Origin of the sequence: Paenibacillus sp. EKM10P, assembly GCF_011800655.1 — a bacterium.
Classification (GTDB): domain Bacteria; phylum Bacillota; class Bacilli; order Paenibacillales; family Paenibacillaceae; genus Paenibacillus; species Paenibacillus polymyxa.
Genome location: NZ_JAALET010000004.1, coordinates 262,884 through 282,992 on the forward strand (window position 1 = coordinate 262,884; position 20,109 = coordinate 282,992).

17 protein-coding genes are annotated in these 20,109 nt (G+C 45.8%); 15 read left to right on the plus strand and 2 right to left on the minus strand.

The window, feature by feature from the left end; genetic code table 11:
• Positions 1–22: 22 nt before the first annotated feature.
• The 6 genes from HFE01_RS13685 (at position 23) to holA (ending at position 7,767) form a co-directional block, all read left to right on the plus strand.
• Positions 23–679 (plus strand): ComEA family DNA-binding protein, encoded by a 657-nt coding sequence (locus tag HFE01_RS13685; protein WP_025365376.1) that lies wholly within the window; start codon positions 23–25, stop codon positions 677–679.
• A gap of 85 nt (positions 680–764) precedes the next feature.
• Positions 765–1,283, plus strand: coding sequence for a deoxycytidylate deaminase (locus tag HFE01_RS13690; protein ID WP_016821629.1), 519 nt, complete (start codon positions 765–767; stop codon positions 1,281–1,283).
• A 202-nt stretch (positions 1,284–1,485) separates the two neighbouring features.
• Positions 1,486–4,104: a ComEC/Rec2 family competence protein gene (locus tag HFE01_RS13695; protein ID WP_167438404.1), complete on the plus strand. Its 2,619-nt coding sequence runs from the start codon at positions 1,486–1,488 to the stop codon at positions 4,102–4,104.
• A gap of 408 nt (positions 4,105–4,512) precedes the next feature.
• Positions 4,513–5,061 (plus strand): RNA polymerase sigma factor, encoded by a 549-nt coding sequence (locus HFE01_RS13700; RefSeq protein ID WP_013311184.1) that lies wholly within the window; start codon positions 4,513–4,515, stop codon positions 5,059–5,061.
• The gene (locus HFE01_RS13705; RefSeq protein ID WP_107733278.1) at positions 5,058–6,521 is read left to right on the plus strand and encodes an anti-sigma factor; all 1,464 of its coding nucleotides are present in this window, start codon (positions 5,058–5,060) and stop codon (positions 6,519–6,521) included. Before HFE01_RS13700 ends, HFE01_RS13705 begins: the two co-directional genes overlap by 4 nt.
• Positions 6,522–6,735: 214 nt before the next feature.
• Positions 6,736–7,767, plus strand: coding sequence for a DNA polymerase III subunit delta (holA, locus tag HFE01_RS13710; RefSeq protein ID WP_017428180.1), 1,032 nt, complete (start codon positions 6,736–6,738; stop codon positions 7,765–7,767).
• Between the two features lie 83 nt (positions 7,768–7,850).
• On the opposite strand, the gene rpsT is transcribed toward holA, so the two are convergent.
• On the minus strand, positions 7,851–8,123 hold the full coding sequence (gene rpsT / locus HFE01_RS13715; RefSeq protein ID WP_013372187.1) for a 30S ribosomal protein S20: 273 nt from the start codon (positions 8,121–8,123) through the stop codon (positions 7,851–7,853).
• 198 nt (positions 8,124–8,321) lie between these two features.
• Between rpsT and gpr the strand changes: the two genes are divergently transcribed.
• From gpr to HFE01_RS13745, 6 genes are all read left to right on the plus strand, one after another.
• Complete coding sequence (gene gpr, locus HFE01_RS13720; RefSeq protein WP_016821624.1) at positions 8,322–9,323, plus strand: GPR endopeptidase; 1,002 nt, start codon at positions 8,322–8,324, stop codon at positions 9,321–9,323.
• Positions 9,324–9,555: 232 nt separating this feature from the next.
• Complete coding sequence (locus HFE01_RS13725) at positions 9,556–10,815, plus strand: stage II sporulation protein P (RefSeq protein WP_019688075.1); 1,260 nt, start codon at positions 9,556–9,558, stop codon at positions 10,813–10,815.
• 27 nt (positions 10,816–10,842) lie between these two features.
• On the plus strand, positions 10,843–11,352 hold the full coding sequence (locus tag HFE01_RS13730) for a hypothetical protein (RefSeq protein WP_016821622.1): 510 nt from the start codon (positions 10,843–10,845) through the stop codon (positions 11,350–11,352).
• A 71-nt stretch (positions 11,353–11,423) separates the two neighbouring features.
• Positions 11,424–13,238: a translation elongation factor 4 gene (lepA, locus tag HFE01_RS13735; protein WP_016821621.1), complete on the plus strand. Its 1,815-nt coding sequence runs from the start codon at positions 11,424–11,426 to the stop codon at positions 13,236–13,238.
• 413 nt (positions 13,239–13,651) lie between these two features.
• Entirely contained in the window at positions 13,652–14,839 is a 1,188-nt protein-coding gene (gene hemW, locus HFE01_RS13740) for a radical SAM family heme chaperone HemW (RefSeq protein WP_016821619.1), read from the plus strand.
• Between the two features lie 156 nt (positions 14,840–14,995).
• Positions 14,996–15,472, plus strand: a complete 477-nt coding sequence (locus HFE01_RS13745; RefSeq protein ID WP_017428176.1) for an N-acetyltransferase — start codon at positions 14,996–14,998, stop codon at positions 15,470–15,472.
• Between the two features lie 86 nt (positions 15,473–15,558).
• Here the strand turns inward: HFE01_RS13745 and HFE01_RS13750 are convergent, their stop codons facing one another.
• Positions 15,559–15,918, minus strand: coding sequence for a hypothetical protein (locus HFE01_RS13750; RefSeq protein ID WP_243208194.1), 360 nt, complete (start codon positions 15,916–15,918; stop codon positions 15,559–15,561).
• A gap of 532 nt (positions 15,919–16,450) precedes the next feature.
• Here HFE01_RS13750 and hrcA point away from each other — a divergent pair.
• From hrcA to dnaK, 3 genes are all read left to right on the plus strand, one after another.
• A complete protein-coding gene (gene hrcA, locus HFE01_RS13755; RefSeq protein ID WP_013372178.1) occupies positions 16,451–17,482 on the plus strand; it encodes a heat-inducible transcriptional repressor HrcA in 1,032 nt (343 codons plus the stop codon).
• A gap of 121 nt (positions 17,483–17,603) precedes the next feature.
• Positions 17,604–18,176, plus strand: coding sequence for a nucleotide exchange factor GrpE (gene grpE / locus HFE01_RS13760; RefSeq protein WP_167438402.1), 573 nt, complete (start codon positions 17,604–17,606; stop codon positions 18,174–18,176).
• A gap of 87 nt (positions 18,177–18,263) precedes the next feature.
• Positions 18,264–20,099, plus strand: coding sequence for a molecular chaperone DnaK (gene dnaK, locus HFE01_RS13765; protein ID WP_013372176.1), 1,836 nt, complete (start codon positions 18,264–18,266; stop codon positions 20,097–20,099).
• The last annotated feature ends 10 nt before the right edge of the window (positions 20,100–20,109 follow it).

Sequence of the window (20,109 nt, forward strand, 5' to 3'; positions counted from 1 at the left end):
GGAGTAGGGGACGATACGAAAAATGAAACGCGTATGGACAGGAACGGCAATAACGCTTGCTGTAATCGGGAGTGGACTTATTTTGTTTGCTGGAGGGCAGCGAACTGAGCCACAAGAAGAGTGGAGTTTGCTTAACCATAAGGTGGAGCAGGCTTTAGCGATAGAGTCGCAGCCAATTGAGTCACAGCGCAGCAGTGAGTATGCCGAAGGAAAGCATGCTGTAAAAGAGGCTTCAGACCAAGCTGAACGCAGTGCGAATGACGAAGCTGTTGACAATGTGAAGCATAATACTAAGCAGAGTTCTACGGGTGTATCTGCTGATTTAAGTGAAAACTCTGAACACTCCATGGCGGGGAATTCAAGTACCGTAAAGCAGTCAGATGTTGCGGATTCGAGATCAGACACAGCTGTTGCCAGTTCGAATGCTGCAACGACGAGTAGGACAAATACGGTGAATGATTCGGCTATTCCATCCATTTCCGGTGAAAAAAAGGTGAACATTAACACAGCGACTGCTGCCGAGTTAATGGAGCTGCCGGGAGTTGGGGCTAAAAAGGCCGAGGCTATTTTGAACTATCGTAATCAGCACGGGCTGTTCAAACGTGTGAACGATTTGGATCATGTAAAGGGAATCGGAGCTAAAATGTTAGCGAAAATGAAGCCGTATGTTAGCTTATAACTTATTTAAGTTTACGGTGTAGGCTTTGAGAGTGGCTGTAACGGATATGTTTTACGTTTAACTTGTTTATACGGGAGAGATGGAAATGAGTGCAGATGTACGCAAGGACTGGGACACCTATTTCATGGATATCGCTTATATGGTATCCACCCGCTCGCGCTGCTCGCGGCGTCATGTTGGAGCCGTACTTGTGCAAGGTAAGAAGCTATTGGGGACGGCCTATAATGGAGCACCATCCGGGGTACCTGACTGTTCTGAGGCAGGCTGTATGATCTCGGAGGAATATGAGGTCGTTCACCGTGATGGACGGGAGGAAATGGTTAAGAAGCAGCGTTGTATTCGCACTATTCATGCGGAGCAGAACCTGCTGCTGTTTACTGACCGGATTGACCGTGAAGGCTCCTCAGTATATGTCACCGACCAGCCGTGCTGGACGTGTGCCAATATGCTGGCGAACAGCGGCATTGTGGAGATTGTATATCACCGACCTTATCCAAAAGATGCCGACAAGGTTCGAGCTATGATGGAGGAAAAGGGAATCGCCTTTCGCATGCTGGAGACTTATCATCCACCGCAGGAAACGCTGATGGATGTTAAGGATTAAATAATAACGAGGAAGAACCTCTGACAATGTTATTTTGTCAGGGGTTCTTTTTTTGTTTTGTATGTTGACAGAAAGCAATGTTTGCTAATGGGAAGGTGATTGTATTCAAGCCCAACTTGTGTTTACTAGGCCTATATTAAGCCTCACTGTTTGTTGGATTATAGGAAGTGCGGGAGCGTGTCTGTATTCGGGACGTATACTTTTGGTGCTGTGGGCGGGAATTACTCTGGTTTTCCCGCTTATAGCTTTATTGATGAAAATTCCTATCCGACATATGGTATTGCTATGGATTGCATTGAGTGGTGGTGGATTTCATTGGTTTTGGCATGATACGCATAACGTGAGCAGTATTCCTGGTGCACTTCATGTATCTTCTTCTGTCATAGAAGACATGCCTGTTCAAGCAGCAGGGTTTATTGCTTCAGAAGTTGAGATTGATGGTGATCGTGCGCAGTTTGAGATGAGAGTTACTTCAATTCATCACTTTGCCAGTCATTCCAATAAGGATGAACATCGGGGGTCTATTTCTGAACAGGTCATTGTTCATATCAAGTTGGCGGCGAAGCAGGAACAGCAACTTGCGGCAGCATGGCAGCGTGGGGATGCAATCCTGCTACGTGGCAGCTTAAAGGCACCAGCAAAAGCGGGGAACTTTGGTAGCTTTGATTACAGTGAGTACCTGCACACGCAGGAAATTCACTGGCTTATCAAGGGGGCTGGAGTCGCCTCGTTACAGAGGCAGAAGGCTTCACTGTGGAACCGCTACACATTATTGAGATGGAATGATCAGCTTAGAGAGCAGCTAGGTCAAAAAATGGAATCTGCTTTTACATCACTTCTTCACGCAGGATATATGAAAGGTCTGATACTTGGGGTTACAGATGAGCTGGACCCAGCAACGTATAATGAATTTACGCAGCTTGGTTTAACGCATATTTTGGCGATATCAGGTATGCATGTGGCGGTATATGCGGCCACATTATTATATTTACTCAAGCTGTTACGAGTTAGCCGTGAAACCTCCCTTACGATTGTGATGGTACTGATTCCGGCTTATGTGCTGCTGACAGGTGCTTCTCCCTCTGTTGTAAGAGCAGGGATTATGGCGATGATCAGCTTGTTTGCAGCTCGGCGAGGGTTGCTCAAAGACGGACTTAATATTTTAAGTGTATCTGCGTTGCTTATGCTGCTATGGAATCCATACTACCTGCTTAGCGTCAGCTTTCAGCTTTCCTTTTTGGTGACAGGTGGGTTGCTCATATATATGCCGCTTATGAAGCCGTTTTTCGCCAAATGGCCCCTCCTGATCGGTGGTGAAGTTGCGATCACAATCACGGCACAGCTTGTTTCGTTTCCAATGACGGTGTTCTACTTTAATCAATTTTCGATATTATCATTTGCGGCTAATTTTTTACTTGTCCCCCTAATTACATATATCGTGCTTCCACTAGGTACGGTGGCAATGGGAATGGCCTTTTTATGGGGGGAGGGGGCTCGCATCCTTGCGTGGCCAGCGGAGCAATTAAACGATCTAACCTTTTCGCTTGTGAAATGGATGAATGTGGATGATGCTTATGTGAGTATTTGGCCGTCTTCTTCTATTCTGTGGGTTCTGGCATATTACGCAGCTTTGTACAGCGTTCTGTACTGGCTCAAAACATGGTTGATATCTCGAAGGCAAACAGGCGACATTTCCGATGTGAAATCTAATCCCATAGCTTCACCTGTGCATACAGGACTAGCGGCTTCTGCCGAGTGGGCGGCTATTTTGCAAAAGGATCATGAACCGAAGGGTGCAGGGAAATTTGCGCATCGACAGTGGGATGGATATCGTCATGTGGCACTGGCTTTAAGTGGTATTGCCTGGCTTGGCATACTATGTATGGGGTACCAATCTCCTAGTGAAAGAAACACGGGAGTTGTTCAATATCTGGATGTGGGCCAAGGTGATAGCATTTTAATTACAACGCCGGGAGGAAAACATATTTTGGTAGATGGCGGGGGTACGATGGACTTTGCAACAGGGAAAAATGCTTGGCGCAAGCGTACAGATCCCTACGAGGTTGGCGCGGATACGATTGTCCCTTTGCTAAAGCAACGTGGGGTGCATCGGCTGGACGCTGTCATTTTAACGCATGGAGACCATGATCATGCCGGAGGACTACAGGCTATATTTGACCAGATTCCCGTAACCACCTTGTTTTTTAACGGTACCCTAACAGACAAAGCTCCATTTCGAAAGTTGTTAAACACGGCTTTGAACAAGCAGATCAAGCTGTACGGTGCACATCATAGCATGAAGTGGGAACCAGACCGGGATACGAAAATTCGCTTTCTCTATCCGTTTAAGCTGGAGGAGAACGAATCTGGGCAGTTGCCTGTTATGAAGGAACAGAATCATTATTCCGTTGCCATGATTTTAGAGATGGAGGGGGCCTCATTTTTATTCACAGGAGATATGGATGATGCCGCAGAGTCGCTGTTGCTTTCTGAATTAACCCATTCTCCATCCAGTGTGAAAGCTCAGGGGGCGACAGGAGCTGCAAGGAAAGCTGTAGACGTTATGAAAGTGGCACATCACGGAAGTAAGTACTCTACTTCGGAAGAGTGGTTGTCCTACTGGCAGCCTAAAGTATCCGTCATTTCAGTTGGTGCAAGCAACACTTATGGCCATCCAAATAAAGCAGTATTGGAACGTTTGGCGGAGGTTGATTCTGCCATATATCGAACAGATACAATGGGAGAGGTACAGATTCGTGCGCAGCAAGGGAAGCTGAGTGTTCGGTATCAACGCAGACGTGAACAGACGAATTCAAAATGATTTTGTATAAAATCATCTTCAACTACAAAAAAGCAGGCTTGTAACAGCCAAGAACCTGCCTGTCGTTAAATCAGATAAGGTATATCAATTCTTAATCGACGATTTTTATTTTCAAGATCCGATTGCTCTATCTTATCGATTAGAACTCATATCTGATTTTCTGATTTCTAAGAAGTGACAAAATGTTTCATGCAGTTTAATAGGTCTAGTATTTAGATGTATGTAGGGGCTGAGGGAAGGTGACTACCTTCCCTTTTTCTGTTATTCTAAGGGAGGATACAATGGGGATTCTGGGCATTTTGTTATAATTTTTTTTATTAAAAAAATAAAATTAGCGTCAGACGTCTATCCTGCAACAATTTGCAAAAGGGATACGTCTGTAATATTGCAGGGAGAGGGGGATCCTTTGTGGTAGAGCAGGGACTCATCCGAGCCGCTCAATCGGGCGATCGCGACGCTCTCATTACCCTATTAAGAGAGATAGAACAGCATGTGTACCGTACGGCATATTACATTCTAAATAATGAGCAGGACGCCATGGATGCTTCACAAGAAGCCCTCATACGAATATATTCCAAAATTAACTCTTATGAGGAAAAAGCACAGTTTAAAACCTGGGTCCAGCGCATTGTAACGAACATATGCATCGACAAATTCAGAAGAACAAAGCCTTCGGTTTCCATTGACGAGCATGACATGATATTTAACGACCCCCAAAACGTGGAGGTTGAGGTGTTAACCTCTTACATGGCACAGGATGTTCGTGAGGCTATACAACAGCTCCCGGAACACCACCGGACGGTAATTGTCCTGAGATATTTGCAGGATTTCTCTTATAACGAGATTGCCGATTCTCTGGATTTGCCGCTAAATACGGTCAAGTCATACTTGTATCGTGCAAGACAGCAATTGCAAGGGCTACTTCAGGAATATCAGAAAGGTGGTGTATCAGGATGAAGTGTGGAGAAGAGGTGATGGATTGGATGCAGCGTTATGTGGATCATGAACTGGGCGAAGAAGAGACGTCCCAATTAATGAACCATATTGCGACTTGCCCGGACTGTGCGGAAAAATTCCATATTCTTCAGACACTCTCTCGCGAGCTGGAGGAATTGCCTGCGGTTTCCCCGGCGTTCAGCCTGGTGGATTCCATCATGCCTCAGCTTGATGCCATTGACCGCGCACGTGAAGAGCAGGGAAGCGCGCTTCAGGAAATGCAGCCTGTGGCTGCTGATCCAGAATCTGGAGCAGGGCCTAGACAACGTACTCAGCCTGTACCTTGGTGGAACCGGGTGGGAGGGCGTGCTGCCATGGGCGTGGCTGCTGCTGCCGTTGTACTGGGGATTGTAGTGTTCAACTTCGAGCCTAAAACGGTGCAGGATGCGGAAGGTATACTTACATCCCAGTCACCCGAGGTGACAAGCCAGCAGACTCAGACGGAAATTCCAGGTACGACCAATGGGAGTGGAGGACGTGATGCAGCCATTGGAGCGGAATCGACCAAGCAGCCATCTGAACAGGGACAAGGTGCTGATTCCTCACTGACACCTGCAGATAAGGAACCTGACCTGGGCAACCAGGGAACAGACAGTTCAGATAGCGAAAAGAATCCTTCCAAACAGGATGCTGGGAAGGTTGATGACCAGCAAGCTGGCGAGGAACCTTCAACAAAGTCTGCACCGACTAAGCATTCATCCCATCAGGATGAAAAGCAGGGACAGCCGAACGTCGATCGTCAGGCGACAAAGGATGACTCGCCTGCAGATGCTCCTGCATCTGATGACAAACAGCTAAAACAGAAAAAATCTGATCAACCCACGATTGCTCCTGATGAACAGCTGGATCCGAAAATGGAAAAGGCACCTTTAGCGGGTACGAGTACCGCTCAGGAGGATAATAGCGATGATACAAGTACAAATGATGCATCTTCGTCGCTTAGTCAGGAATTAAAGGTACAGAGTCGAATTGCCTCAAATGAAACTTCGAAAGATGCGACATCCAAAAGTGTCACCAAGGATGAGGGGAACTCTTTAGGGGCGGATAGCAGCAATGCCGATTCTAATGATCAGCAATCATCGGTGTCACAAGACCCGGTTCGTAGAGAAGGCTTTGTATCTAATTCGCTGGTCTCTCCGGACAGTAATAATGCTTCCACCTATGGTGCCCAGTCGGCCTCTACAGATCAGTTCAACTCGCCTGATGGTAGCTATGCGGTGGCTATTGAGGGCAAAAAGCTGAAAGTGTATAAGCTTTCCGATAACGGTGTAGACCGAACAACACTGGAAGTCCGTACCCTGAAGGGTGCTTGGGTCAAAGGAAGCTGGTCAGATGACAGCCAGACCTTTATGTATGAGACAGAGCAGGATGGGACTGCAAGTAAATATACGTACACCGTTCCGCGTGGCACTGGAAAATAGTTTTCGTAAGTTGGCACACTTTTTAGAAACAGAGAATAAACTATATGAACCGACGTCGTATCCCGACGGCCGAAAGTTTCTAGAGCTTTCTGCTGCCGTGTTGATATAGATGGTGGTGAAGGGATTCTGCCTAAAGGTGGGATCCCTTTGTTTGTGTCATGACTTGCCTTCCGGTCAGATGTCAGGTACGATCAGTGGGTGGGGGGAACGGAAAATGGATGTAAAAACAGCCTCTAAGGCTATTCGTAAAGGTGATATTTCGCCAGTGTATCTGTTATATGGCAATGAAAAATATCAAATGAAGCAGTTTGTTGAGATGCTAAAAGAGAAGGTGGTGGAGGAGGAGCATCGTGACTTCGCCATTAGTTCTTATGATTTAACCGAGACGCCAATTGAGGTGGTTGTAGAGGACGCAGAAACAGCGCCTTTTCTGGTGCCAAAGAAGCTAATTATTGTACGGGATACCAGTGTATTTGCAGCAGGCAAAGATAACGGCAAAATAGAGCACCGTCTTGAGACGCTGTTGACTTACATGGATAACCCGACTGACTATAGCGTCATCGTTTTTACGGTTCAGGCTGAAAAGTTGGATGAACGGAAAAAGATCGTCAAGAAACTGAAAAGTGATGCCTCAGTTATTGCTTTCGCCCCTATGGGTGGAGATGATCTTGTGGCTTGGGTCCATAAGCGTGCAGCAGAAAGAGAAGTGCAGTTGGCAGCAGGAGCGGCTGAGAGACTCATTCAATACACGGGTGTCGGGCTTCAATCCTTGGCAGCCGAGATAGATAAGCTGTGCTTGTACGCAGGAGCGCAGGGAACGATCTCATCCGCTGACATTGAATCCCTTGTGCCTCGTAATACAGAGCAGAACGTATTTGCGATGGTTGAGGATCTGGCTAATTTGCGGCTGGATAAGGCGCTCAGTATTTTTTATGAATTGCTTAAGCAAAAAGAAGAACCCATCAAGATAGCAGCTTTGATCACACGGCAGTTTCGTATTATGTTGCAGGTCAAAGAGCTGGCAGGTCAAAGCTATTCTCAGCAACAAATTGCCAGTCAGCTCAGCTTGCATCCTTATGGGGTGAAAGTTGCAGGAGATCAAGCACGACGCTTCCGTTCTGAGCAGCTGCGCCAGCTTCTCTATGAACTGGGCGAACTGGACTATCATATGAAGACAGGTGTCGTTGACAAGGTGCTGGGACTGGAACTGTTTTTAATGAAAATGGGGGCAGGCGCTTCAATCTAATCTCATAAAGTTATAAACTAAAAAATCCTGATCAGCCAAGGCTGGTCAGGATTTTTTCATTAACGTATAAAAGTAGCTCTTGCTTACGCTTGAGCTGTAAGAGCGTTAAGTTTTTTCGCCAAGCGGGATTTCTTGCGAGCAGCTGCATTTTTGTGGATCAGACCTTTAGTTACAGCCTTGTCCAGCTTTTGGGAAGCCACTTTGAAAGCAGCAGCAGCAGCTTCAGCTTCGTTACCTACCAACGCTGTATCGGCAGCTTTAACTGCTGTACGAAGCGCGGATTTTTGGGAAGCGTTCAACGCACGGCGTTTGTCGCTAGTTTTAACGCGTTTGATAGCGGATTTGATGTTTGGCATTACATTCACCTCCTGTAAAGGCATTACTTATGAACACAAACGTTTCACAACTTAAAATATTTTAGCATGCCACACCTCAAATTGCAATAAGAAAACATTCTGAGACGATGCAAATTACAGGATGAAAATGGATGTGCATAAACCTGTTGGGTGTCTCGCACACTATAGCCAGAGATGGTATATAAGGAGGTTTAAAAGATGGATCTGGATTTGCAGAAGTATGCGGTACGCACGGATTTGGCATTAGAGGCAAGAGAGCTGGCAGAACGGAATCAGCCTGTCCCGCTGACGGGTATAAATGAGAATGTGGAGGAAGATAACGGGATTAAAATTACGCGGCTGGATGTATTAAATGAGGAAGGAGCCAACCGTATTGGGCGGGTACAAGGGCATTACGTTACGCTCGAAGTACCTGGCTTGCGTGAAGGCGACACTGGACTCCAACAACGTGTAGCCATTGCCTTTGCAAAAGAAATGGAGCATTTTATACAAAAAATAGGGATCTCTAAGGTGGCAAGGGTGCTGGTGGTAGGACTGGGGAATTGGAACGTTACTCCTGATTCGCTGGGTCCGCTTGTCGTTGAAAATTTAATGGTCACCCGTCAATATTTTGAACTGACACCTGATCAGATCAACCCTGGATATCGGGATGTGAGTGCGATTGCGCCGGGTGTTCTTGGTATCACGGGAATCGAATCCAGTGAGATCGTTCAAGGCATTGTGGACCGCACAAAACCAGAGCTTATTATTGCTATTGATGCTTTGGCGTCACGTTCACTGGAGCGTGTCAATACGACCATCCAGGTGGCGGATATCGGAATACATCCGGGTTCAGGTATTGGCAACAAGCGCCGCGGTATCACCAAGGATATTATGGGGGTTCCGTGTATTGCTATCGGCGTTCCAACGGTATGCTATGCTTCGACCATCGTCAATAATGTAATCGAACTGATGAAAACGCATTTTACCAAAGAAAAGGCTTCTACCAAAGTAATTCTGGGAATGTTGGATGATATTTCAGAACCTGAGAGACTCGGGCTGGTGAGAGAGGTACTTCAACCGCTGGGGCATGATTTGATTGTGACTCCAAAAGAGATCGATGAATTTATTGAAGATATCGCGAATATCATTGCGACCGGTTTGAACGCAGCTCTACATGAGGCTGTTGATCCCGACAATGTCGCTGCTTATACGCATTAATGAAAGGCTAGCAAAACCATCTTTCTAAGACACGACAGAAAATCTCTATTTAACAGGTAGCCTATCTCTTTCAAAAAGGGATGGGCTTGTCCTGTAGATAGAGATTTTTGTGTTCTAGTAATTGTTCCCCGTTCATAGAGTTGAAGTATAAGAGATTTCCGAAACAGATAGGAACCCTGTGTTCTGAATGTAATAAGCGGGTTTCGACGGGACGAAGGAGGACAAGGCTCACATGAAAAAAATTCAGACCTGGAACGTCGGAAGATGGAGAAGAAAAGGTATCGAAATTTTGGCAATGGGACATACGCTTGTGCTGCTCATCATGGGCTCGGCGCTTTTATTTGTCGTTTTGGGACTAGGAGGGCTGGCAGAAAATCGTTTGCAAACTTCTCCTGTTTCTTCGATGAAAGGATTGGCAGGCTCGGTGTCCAGCGGTTTTTTCGCGGATATGCTAGGTATGGAGGTACCTCATTTGGCACAAAAGAAACAGCATTCTTCGTTGTCGGGTGAACAATGGTCGCCATTTGTTTTTCAGATGCTTACAGGTATTAATCCGCAAGATCCCAAAAGTCTCATTTCTCGTGAAATTCCTGGCATGGCTGCTGGAGCGCCTGTCTTGCTGCGCAAGGGTTCGGGGAACATCAAGGTAGAGGGTCCTACGGATTATCAGCCTGATCAGGGAACGACAGATACCCCTGGGAGCTCAAACGCAGCTGAGAACCCGCCGTCTACTACGCCGGATATTCCGACAACACCGGAAACAGACCCTGCACGTGAGGATGATCCAGGTGATTCCGCCAAAGGGGAGAAGCGTATATTAATCTACCATTCTCATCCCAGAGAAGCATATAACCCTTTACTGAGCAAAACCAGTTCCAACCCCAATTCAGGCTCTAAGTCTGCTAATGTATCAAGGGTAGGAGACTTTGTAAAGAAGAGACTGGAAAAGCAAGGGATATCTACACTGCATGTAAACAAGGATTATGCCACCACAGTTCAAAATTACAATTGGAACTACTCCTATAAATATTCACGCACAACAGTCAAGGAGGCTTTGGCTCAAAATAAAGGTTTAACTTATCTGCTCGATATTCATCGTGATTCCCAACGTCATGGAAAAACAACAGCCACGATTAATGGACTTTCTTATGCCAAAGTGTATTTTATTATCGGACATGACAACAAAAATTGGCGCAAAAATGAAGCTTTTGCTGCTCGCATTCATGAAAAGCTGGAAAAATCATATCACGGCGTATCGCGCGGTGTATGGGGAAAAGATGGCGGCAAAGGAAACAATGGTGAATACAATCAAAGCTTGTCTTCTCATAGCATTTTGATCGAAATCGGAGGGATTGACAACACCGAGGAGGAGTTGAAACGAACTTCTGACGTTTTGGCGGACATGATCAGTGAAGTGTATTGGGAGGATCAGAAAGCACAGAAGGCGGGTACCAACGTATCTGACACCAAAAAGAACAACAGCGGTAATTAAATAAGGTAGCAGTTAGGGGGGGATATAATGACTGGACATTTTCGTAAAAAAGCGCTTGGATTTGTGCTTCTGATCGGAGCAGGCGTATTACTTGGCATGCAGCTGGCAGGCTCTGGCCTGCGCTCAGTCTATGGCCCGGAATGGGACGAGAATCCAGTTTCATCGGTGAATCAACAGAAAGTTGATTATGAGCAGACGGTGATTGAAGATACCCCGGCAGCTAATGCCCGAGCGTATAATCGTACGTATAATACAAGTGGAAAGGTCGAGTTTGAGCCACAAACGGACACGAATGAAGGAAAAACAAACGAACGAAGTGAGGAGCAGACCGCACGCTGGACACATGAATGGGATACGAAGACTGCTCAGAATGACAATATTCGGCAGGGCCTAGAGACGCCTCGTGAGCTGCTAGCCGTAAAGGCGCAGCAGGCTTCGGTGGATACCATGGCCGATAAAACGGCTGGGCTGCTTCAAAACCTGTCAAGACAAGGTATTCGCTGGGTTGTATCTGTATTTGACGGGGTAACAGAATAGAAATATTGCTGCCCCCCCTTACAACTGCTATAATAAGCTGATTGATACTAGGCATTGTGTGGGGGTAAGGCATGACTGACATTTTGGCAAGACAACGTAAAATTCGGAACTTTAGTATCATTGCACATATAGACCATGGTAAATCCACGCTGGCTGACCGGATCTTGGAGTACACCGGTGCACTCACTTCCCGCGAAATGCAGGAGCAAGTGCTTGACCAGATGGAACTGGAGCGGGAGCGCGGGATTACAATTAAGCTCCAGGCAGTGCGACTCACCTATAAGGCCGATGACGGCGAAGAGTACATTTTGAATTTGATTGATACACCGGGACACGTCGATTTTACCTATGAGGTATCTCGTAGTTTGGCAGCCTGCGAAGGCGCTTTGCTGGTCGTAGACGCAGCGCAGGGGATTGAGGCGCAGACATTGGCTAACGTTTATTTGGCGCTCGACAACAATCTGGAGATTTTGCCAGTGCTTAACAAGATTGATTTGCCAAGTGCTGATCCTGAACGGGTAAAGCAGGAAATCGAGGATGTTATCGGTTTGGACACGAGTGAAACTGTACATGCTTCAGCCAAAGCTGGAATCGGTATCAAGGAAATATTGGAACAGGTGGTCAGAAGTGTGCCTGCTCCGCAAGGAAATCCGGATAATCCGCTTAAGGCGCTTATTTTCGATTCGCATTATGATCCTTATAAAGGCGTAATCGTATATGTACGTGTTGTGGACGGCAGTATCCGTGCGGGTTCGAAAATTAAAATGATGGCGACTGACAAAACGTTTGAGGTTATCGAGGTTGGAGCTTTCATGCCACGTATGACGATCGTGGATGAGCTAAATATCGGTGATGTTGGTTTTATCGTGGCCGGAATCAAGCATGTGGGCGACACTCGTGTCGGGGATACGGTAACGGATGCCAAAAATCCAACACCAGAACCGATGCCAGGCTATCGGAAAATTAATCCGATGGTGTATTGCGGTCTGTATCCGATTGAAACATCGGAATACAACGATCTGCGTGAGGCGCTTGAAAAGCTGCAGCTGAACGATGCTTCGCTCAGCTTTGAACCGGAAACATCCAGTGCGCTGGGCTTCGGTTTCCGTTGCGGTTTCCTTGGTCTGCTGCATATGGACGTTATTCAGGAACGTATTGAACGTGAATTCAATATTCCGTTGATTACAACGGCACCAAGCGTAATTTACCGTGTACAATTGACTAATGGGGAAACGATCGAAATCGATAACCCGTCCAACTACCCAGAAGTAGGGCGTATTGAACATGTACAAGAGCCATATGTTAAGGCGGGCATCATCGTGCCAAATGATTATGTAGGTACAGTTATGGAGCTTTGTCAGAACAAGCGTGGTGAGTACGTGAACATGGAGTACCTAGATACAACACGGGTAACAATTACGTACCAGATTCCTTTGTCTGAAATCGTATATGATTTCTTTGATCAGCTTAAATCCAGCACCAAAGGCTATGCTTCCTTTGACTATGAGATTTCAGGCTATCGCCAATCAAATCTGGTGAAGATGGATATTCTGTTGAATGGTGAGCAGGTCGATGCGCTGTCGTTCATCGTGCATAGAGATCGAGCTTACCACCGCGGACGTATCATTTGTGAGAAGCTGCGCGAGTTGATCCCGCGGCAAATGTTCGAGGTGCCAATCCAGGCATCTGTAGGAACAAAGGTTGTTGCGCGTGAAACCGTTAAGGCTATGCGTAAAAACGTCTTGGCCAAATGTTATGGCGGCGATATTTCCCGTAAACGGAAGCTGCTTGAGAAGCAAAAAGAAGGCAAGAAGCGTATGAAGCAGGTCGGTAACGTAGAAGTACCACAGGAAGCATTTATGGCGGTACTGAAGATAGATGAGTAAAGCAGTTTGAAGTATTCGTCCATTCTTTCATGGGGCATTTGCCATGCATGGAGAATGGACGTTCTTTATTTGAGCAAGCTATTCAGGACAGAGAGCTCGTTCAAGTTACAATCAGCGTAACAAAGCATAGTATCATTAAAACTTTAGAGTAATTCTTAAAGCAGTGTCTCTTTTACTGCAACACCTACACCACAAAAATGGGCCGACTTCGTGGTGGGCAGCAGCGGAGTGGGCCATTTGAATCTGGAGAAGCGTAGCGTTCGCCTTTACTCCCCAATTTTATCCCTAAGAGTGCTTATATAATGGAAAATTGGGGAGTAACAGCGATCAGAAGATCAAATGGAACACGAAGCGGTTGGTCTCGACCTCGGCTCATTTTCTCACTAAACCCTGAATCGACAAGGAGGATCGGTATGACCGCATCCATACAAAAACATGAATATTCATCCGCGCCTCAAGCGGTTTATCTGCATATACCTTTTTGCACGAATAAATGCTTTTACTGTGACTTTAACTCTTATGTGCTCAAGGATCAGCCTGTTATGGAATATCTGTATGCCTTGGAACGGGAGATGGAACATACGGTCAAACTTCACCCGCCAGGACAGATAAAAACCATTTTTGTCGGGGGCGGAACCCCAACAACCCTCAATCCGAAGGAAATGGAATATTTCCTGAAGAGTGTTCGTACCTATTTTCCAAACTGGGCGGAAGATATTGAGTTTTCTATGGAAGCCAATCCAGGCACAACTGATTTTGAAAAACTTTCTGTGATGAAAGAAGGCGGCGTCAATCGACTCAGCTTTGGTGTGCAGGCTTTCCAGAATGAGCTGCTTACAGGCATAGGTCGTATTCATAGTACAGATGACGTCTATCGTAGTTTGGAAAACGCACGTAAGGCCGGCTTGGACAATCTGTCGATTGACCTGATGTTCGGTTTGCCTAACCAAACGGTGGACATGCTGGATGAAAGCGTCAGTAGAGCCCTAGAGTTGGGACTTCCTCATTACTCTATCTACAGTTTGAAGGTTGAAGAGAATACGCTCTTCCATACGTTGTACCAGAAAAATCAGCTGCCGCTTCCACATGAAGATGACGAGCTGGAAATGTATTTGCTCCTCATGCGTCGCATGAAAGAAGCGGGTTATGAACAGTATGAAATTAGCAATTTCGCAAAACCAGGTTTGGGAAGTAAGCACAATATGACTTATTGGCGTAATGAGGATTATTACGGTCTTGGCGCTGGGGCACATGGTTATGTTGGCAGAGAGCGTCATATGAACATTAAGGGCATTAACCCTTATGTGGAGGCTACTCGGAATGGTTTACCGCGTTTGGACAGTTTTGAGGTGCCGACGGCGGAAGCCATGGAGGATTTCCTCATGGTCGGTTTGAGAATGCTGGAAGGTGTGTCTAAATCCCGCTTTGAAGCTCAATTTGGTCAGACATTGGAAGACACGTTTACAGTTCCTCTCAGAAAAATGCTGAATGCGGGATTAATTGAATCAATCGAGGATGGGTATCGTTTGAGCGAACGCGGTATTTTATTCGGAAATGACGTATTTGCAGAGTTCATCGGTTCTATCACGGTAAATTCATAAGTTGCAGGTTTCAATACAATACATTTTGACATCGTAAGCTGGGCTATCATTTTATTACACCATTCTGCCACAGCAGGGTAAATGGAGTATTGCGATTCTATGCGTTATGTTGTATATTTATTCATTATATGCAGCAACCGGCAGGAGGAGAGCAAGATGGCTTCAGTGTGTAAAGATGTATTGTGCAGAAGTGCGGTTCCTGAGGATGTGGAGCCTTTATATCAAATGATTAGTGGCTATGCAGAGCGGGGGATTATGCTGCCACGTTCAAGGGAAGTGCTTACGCGCCAACTGGAGCTGTTTATTGTTGCAGAGGTGGACGGCCAAGTCGTTGGCTGTGGTTCTTTATGCAAATTGGGGGCTGATTTGGTAGAGATTCGCTCCCTTGGCATCTCTGAGGGGCATAAAGGAATGGGAATAGGCTCCAAGCTTGTGGAAGGCCTTATTATAGAAGCACGGCGGCAACGTATTCCTAAAATTATGGCACTGACCTACGAGGTATCCTTTTTTATAAAGAACGGTTTTGATGTAGTTAGCAAAGAGATTTTCCCTGAGAAGGTATGGACCGACTGCATTCACTGCAGTAAGCAAAACAATTGCGATGAAATCGCAGTGTTGAAAGTACTGAACTGACCTGTCAATAATGAGGTCAGTTCAGTGTTTTTTTATCAGGACGTAGCCGTGTGTATGTGTTACAGCTTACATTATTATGCCCCTGTTTATTTCTCAAATGTTTGGAGTAACCACCAAATGAATTGATGATGAGGCTCCAGTTCCGAAGGTATATCATTCAAGCTTCTTATGGGATGGTCCTTATGGTATTCCTTATCATTATAAAAGTATGTAGTGCCATCTAACGGGACCTGACGCTTGTATTTATACAAGGCGACAACATATTTTTCAGACTCTCCGGTTCGGCTTGGATGATATGTGTACCCTTCCCAATCGGCTGGTGTTACATCATCATAATGCAGTATGGCTGTCACACTATATTTGATTTGCTTGGGAATGCTTGGACTGAATTCTTGTGGGTAAAATAAAATGGTATTCCACATGCTTAACAGAATTGTAGGGACCAAAATTAAGGCACACCATAGGGGTCTTAATTTACGAATTAAGTGGATCACCGAAATGATAAGGGCAGCGTTAAGAATAAAAACTAGTGGCAAAGCAAGTATTCTTCCTAGTCCTGTGTACGGAAACAATTCGATTAAAATGTAAAACATACAAATTGTAGGTAAAAGAGCGGTTAATGCGTATAAAAGATTGCGGCGCTTGCTTCTCAGATCCCATTCCTCCTTAAAGGCAATAAAGTTATATAGTTTGTAGGCATAGTCTCAAATTTTTCAGTTTTCTGCATCCTTATACATAAATATGGTTTGGATATGGTAAATAATGAGGTTTTCCGTGAAAAAATGCAAATAGTCTGTTTCATTGTAGTCATCCAAATGGATGTAATAAATCTGGTTTATTGAAAATACTGATCTGACTTGACAATGATCAGGTCGGTTTGGTATTTTTGTATTATCAGTTAGCACTCATCGCGAACGAGTGCTAATGATTCCATTTAACAATCATGCTATTATGGATAAATGACAAGGGGGGATTCGCTTGTTAACCGAACGTCAGAGACTCATTTTGAATGCGATTATTGATGACTACATTCGTTCGGCTGAGCCAGTGGGTTCCCGCAGCATATCCAAAAGGCAGGATGTCGGATTCAGCCCAGCCACAATCCGTAATGAAATGTCGGATTTGGAGGAACAGGGCTATCTGGAGCAACCCCATACTTCTGCGGGACGCATCCCGTCTCATAAAGGCTATCGTTATTATGTGGACCATTTGGTGCCGCTAAATACACTGAAGCCTATGGAAATGCGGGAACTAAAAGCCTTTTACGCCGAAAAGCTGAATGTAATGGAGCAAGTGATCCAGCATGCATCAGGCATTTTGTCCCATATGACCAATTATACTTCCATCCTGCTTGGGCCGGAGGTTTTTCATACTTCGTTGCGTCATTTTCAGCTGTTGCCGCTCAACGAAACGACGGCTGTGGCGATTATCGTGACCAATACCGGTCAGGTGGAGAATAAAACGGTGGATATTCCGCCTGGAATTTCAATCTCCGAGATGGAAAAGGTTGTGAATTTACTGAACAGCAAGCTGGTCGGTGTACCGATTTATCAGCTTAAATCACGCCTTTACACCGCGCTGGGTCAGGAAATGGAGAAGCATGTATCTCATTTTGAGGACGCTATGAAGGTGCTGGATAAAGCACTCGATAATGAATCAGATCAGCGCCTATATTTAAGCGGTGCGACGAACATGCTGAATCAGCCTGAATTTAAAGATGTAGAAAAGGTTAAACATATTCTCGATCTGCTGGAGGAAACACCAACGCTACTTAAACTGATGACTCCTGTAGCCGGAGCACCTGAAATTCAAGTCCGCATCGGCACAGAAAATGATCATGAAGCATTTGCCAATTGCAGCCTGATTACTGCTACATATGCAGTAGACGGAGAAGCGTTGGGTACTATAGGTATATTGGGTCCGACGCGGATGGAGTATGCGAGAGTTATTAATATTTTGGGTATCCTGTCTAAGGATTTGACCGCAATGCTAACGCAACGGTTTAAATAAAATAAGATCGCATAGGTTGCGGTCCTACATGTTCCGCGCTGGGATACGGTTTGTATCCTGCGCGGGTGCATTGTTGCGTGCTTTTATAAAGGGAGTTACAACTTGAAGGAGGTGAAACATTTTGAAGGAAGAACAAGCGTTCCAAGATGACAAACAACAAAATGTAAGCACAGAGGAAGCCGCCGAAACGAGCCAGCAGGACGAGCCGGTGAATGAAGCGGCAGCACTGGAAGCCGAGGAAGAAAACACAGAGGTGGCAAAACTTCGTGCAGAGGCTGAGGAGCATCAGCAGCGGTTTTTGCGCGCACAGGCGGATTTTGATAATTTTCGCCGCCGTACACTGAAAGAAAAGGAAGACCTTGCTAAATATGCGTCTATGAAGCTTGTTACCGAGTTGGTGCCTGTTCTGGATAACTTCGAGCGAGCGCTGGCAACAGCATCGCAAGGAGCGGAGTCTGAGTCATTCACCAAAGGCGTGGAAATGATTTTCCGCCAGTTTGAGAGTGTGCTTCAGGCAGAGGGAGTGACGGCCATGAATGCAGTGGGACAACCGTTTAATCCTGATTTCCATCAGGCTATTATGCAGGTAGAGAGCGAAGAGCATGATGAAGGCATCGTCGTTGAAGAGGTACAAAAAGGATACATGCTGAAGGACAAGGTGCTTCGTCCAGCGATGGTAAAAGTTAGCATGTAACTTTTTCTATATACATTAGAATTACATCATTTTGATTCAACCATTCTGGCCTGAGGGCCTCGTATATACAGAAGGAGGAATTGTCCGATGAGCAAAGTAATCGGTATTGACTTAGGTACAACCAACTCTTGTGTGGCTGTTATGGAGGGCGGCGAAGCCGTCGTTATTCCAAATCCGGAAGGCGCGCGCACAACCCCTTCCGTTGTCGGTTTCAAAAAAGATGGGGAGCGTACTGTAGGGGAAACGGCAAAACGCCAAGCAATTACGAACCCGGATCGTACAATCATGTCCATCAAGCGCCACATGGGTACTAATCATAAAGAAAACATTGACGGTAAGGAATATTCCGCACAGGAAATTTCCGCTATGATTTTGCAAAAGCTGAAAGCTGACGCTGAAGCTTACCTGGGCCAAACGGTTTCTCAAGCGGTTATCACTGTTCCAGCTTACTTCAATGATGGTCAACGTCAAGCAACTAAGGACGCAGGTAAAATTGCCGGTCTGGAAGTTCTGCGGATTGTCAATGAGCCAACAGCAGCTGCATTAGCATATGGTATGGAAAAATCCGAAGACCAAACCATCCTCGTATATGACTTGGGCGGCGGTACATTCGACGTATCCATTTTGGAACTGGGCGATGGTTTCTTCGAAGTTAAAGCAACAAGCGGCGACAACAAGCTGGGTGGCGATGACTTTGACCAAGTGATTATTGATTACCTCGTAAATGAGTTCAAGAAAGATCAAGGTATTGACCTGAGCAAAGATAAAGCAGCTGTACAACGTCTGAAAGATGCAGCAGAAAAAGCGAAAAAAGAACTGTCCGGCGTGCTGACAACGACAATTTCCTTGCCGTTTATCACAGTAGCTGATGGCGTTCCACAGCATTTGGAGTTGAACCTGACTCGTGCGAAGTTTGAAGAATTGTCCGCAGGTCTGGTAGAACGTACTTTGGGACCTACTCGTCAAGCGATGAAAGATGCAGGCATGAGTGCTAGCGACATCGATAAAATCGTTCTGGTCGGCGGCTCCACACGTATTCCAGCTGTACAAGAAGCAATCAAAAAACTGACAGGTAAAGAGCCTCACAAAGGCGTAAACCCTGATGAAGTGGTAGCTTTGGGCGCGGCAGTTCAAGCAGGTGTATTGACAGGTGATGTGAAAGACGTCGTTCTCCTTGACGTAACTCCACTGTCCCTCGGTATTGAAACCGCAGGTGGCGTATTCACTAAAATGATTGATCGTAACACGACAATCCCTACGAGCAAATCGCAGGTATTCTCGACGTATGCCGACAATCAGCCTAGCGTAGAAATTCACGTGCTGCAAGGTGAACGCGAAATGGCAGCAGGCAACAAAACACTGGGCCGTTTCCAATTGGGAGATATCCCTCCAGCACCACGTGGTGTACCGCAAATCGAAGTTACTTTCGATCTGGATGCGAACGGTATCGTGAACGTATCTGCTACAGATAAAGGCACAGGCAAAAGCCAAAAAATTACGATCACTTCTTCTAGCGGCTTGAGTGACGAAGAAGTAGAACGTATGATGAAGGATGCCGAGTTGCATGCGGAAGAAGATAAGAAACGTAAAGAGTTGGTAGAAGCGAAAAACGCTGCAGACCAACTGATCTACTCCGTAGACAAAACGATTAAAGATCTGGGCGAAAAAGCGGATGCAGGTGAAGTCGAAAAAGCAAATGCAGCTAAAGAAAATCTGCAAAAAACGCTGGAATCCGATAACCTGGAAGACATCAAAAAAGCTACTGAAGAGCTGACTGAGATTGTTCAGCAATTGTCTGTGAAATTGTATGAGCAAGCTGCTCAAGCAGCGCAAGCTCAAGACGGAGCAGCAGACAGCAAAGGCCGTGACAATGTAGTTGATGCGGACTATGAAGTTGTTGACGAAGATCAGAAGAAAGACTAAGCAACGAATC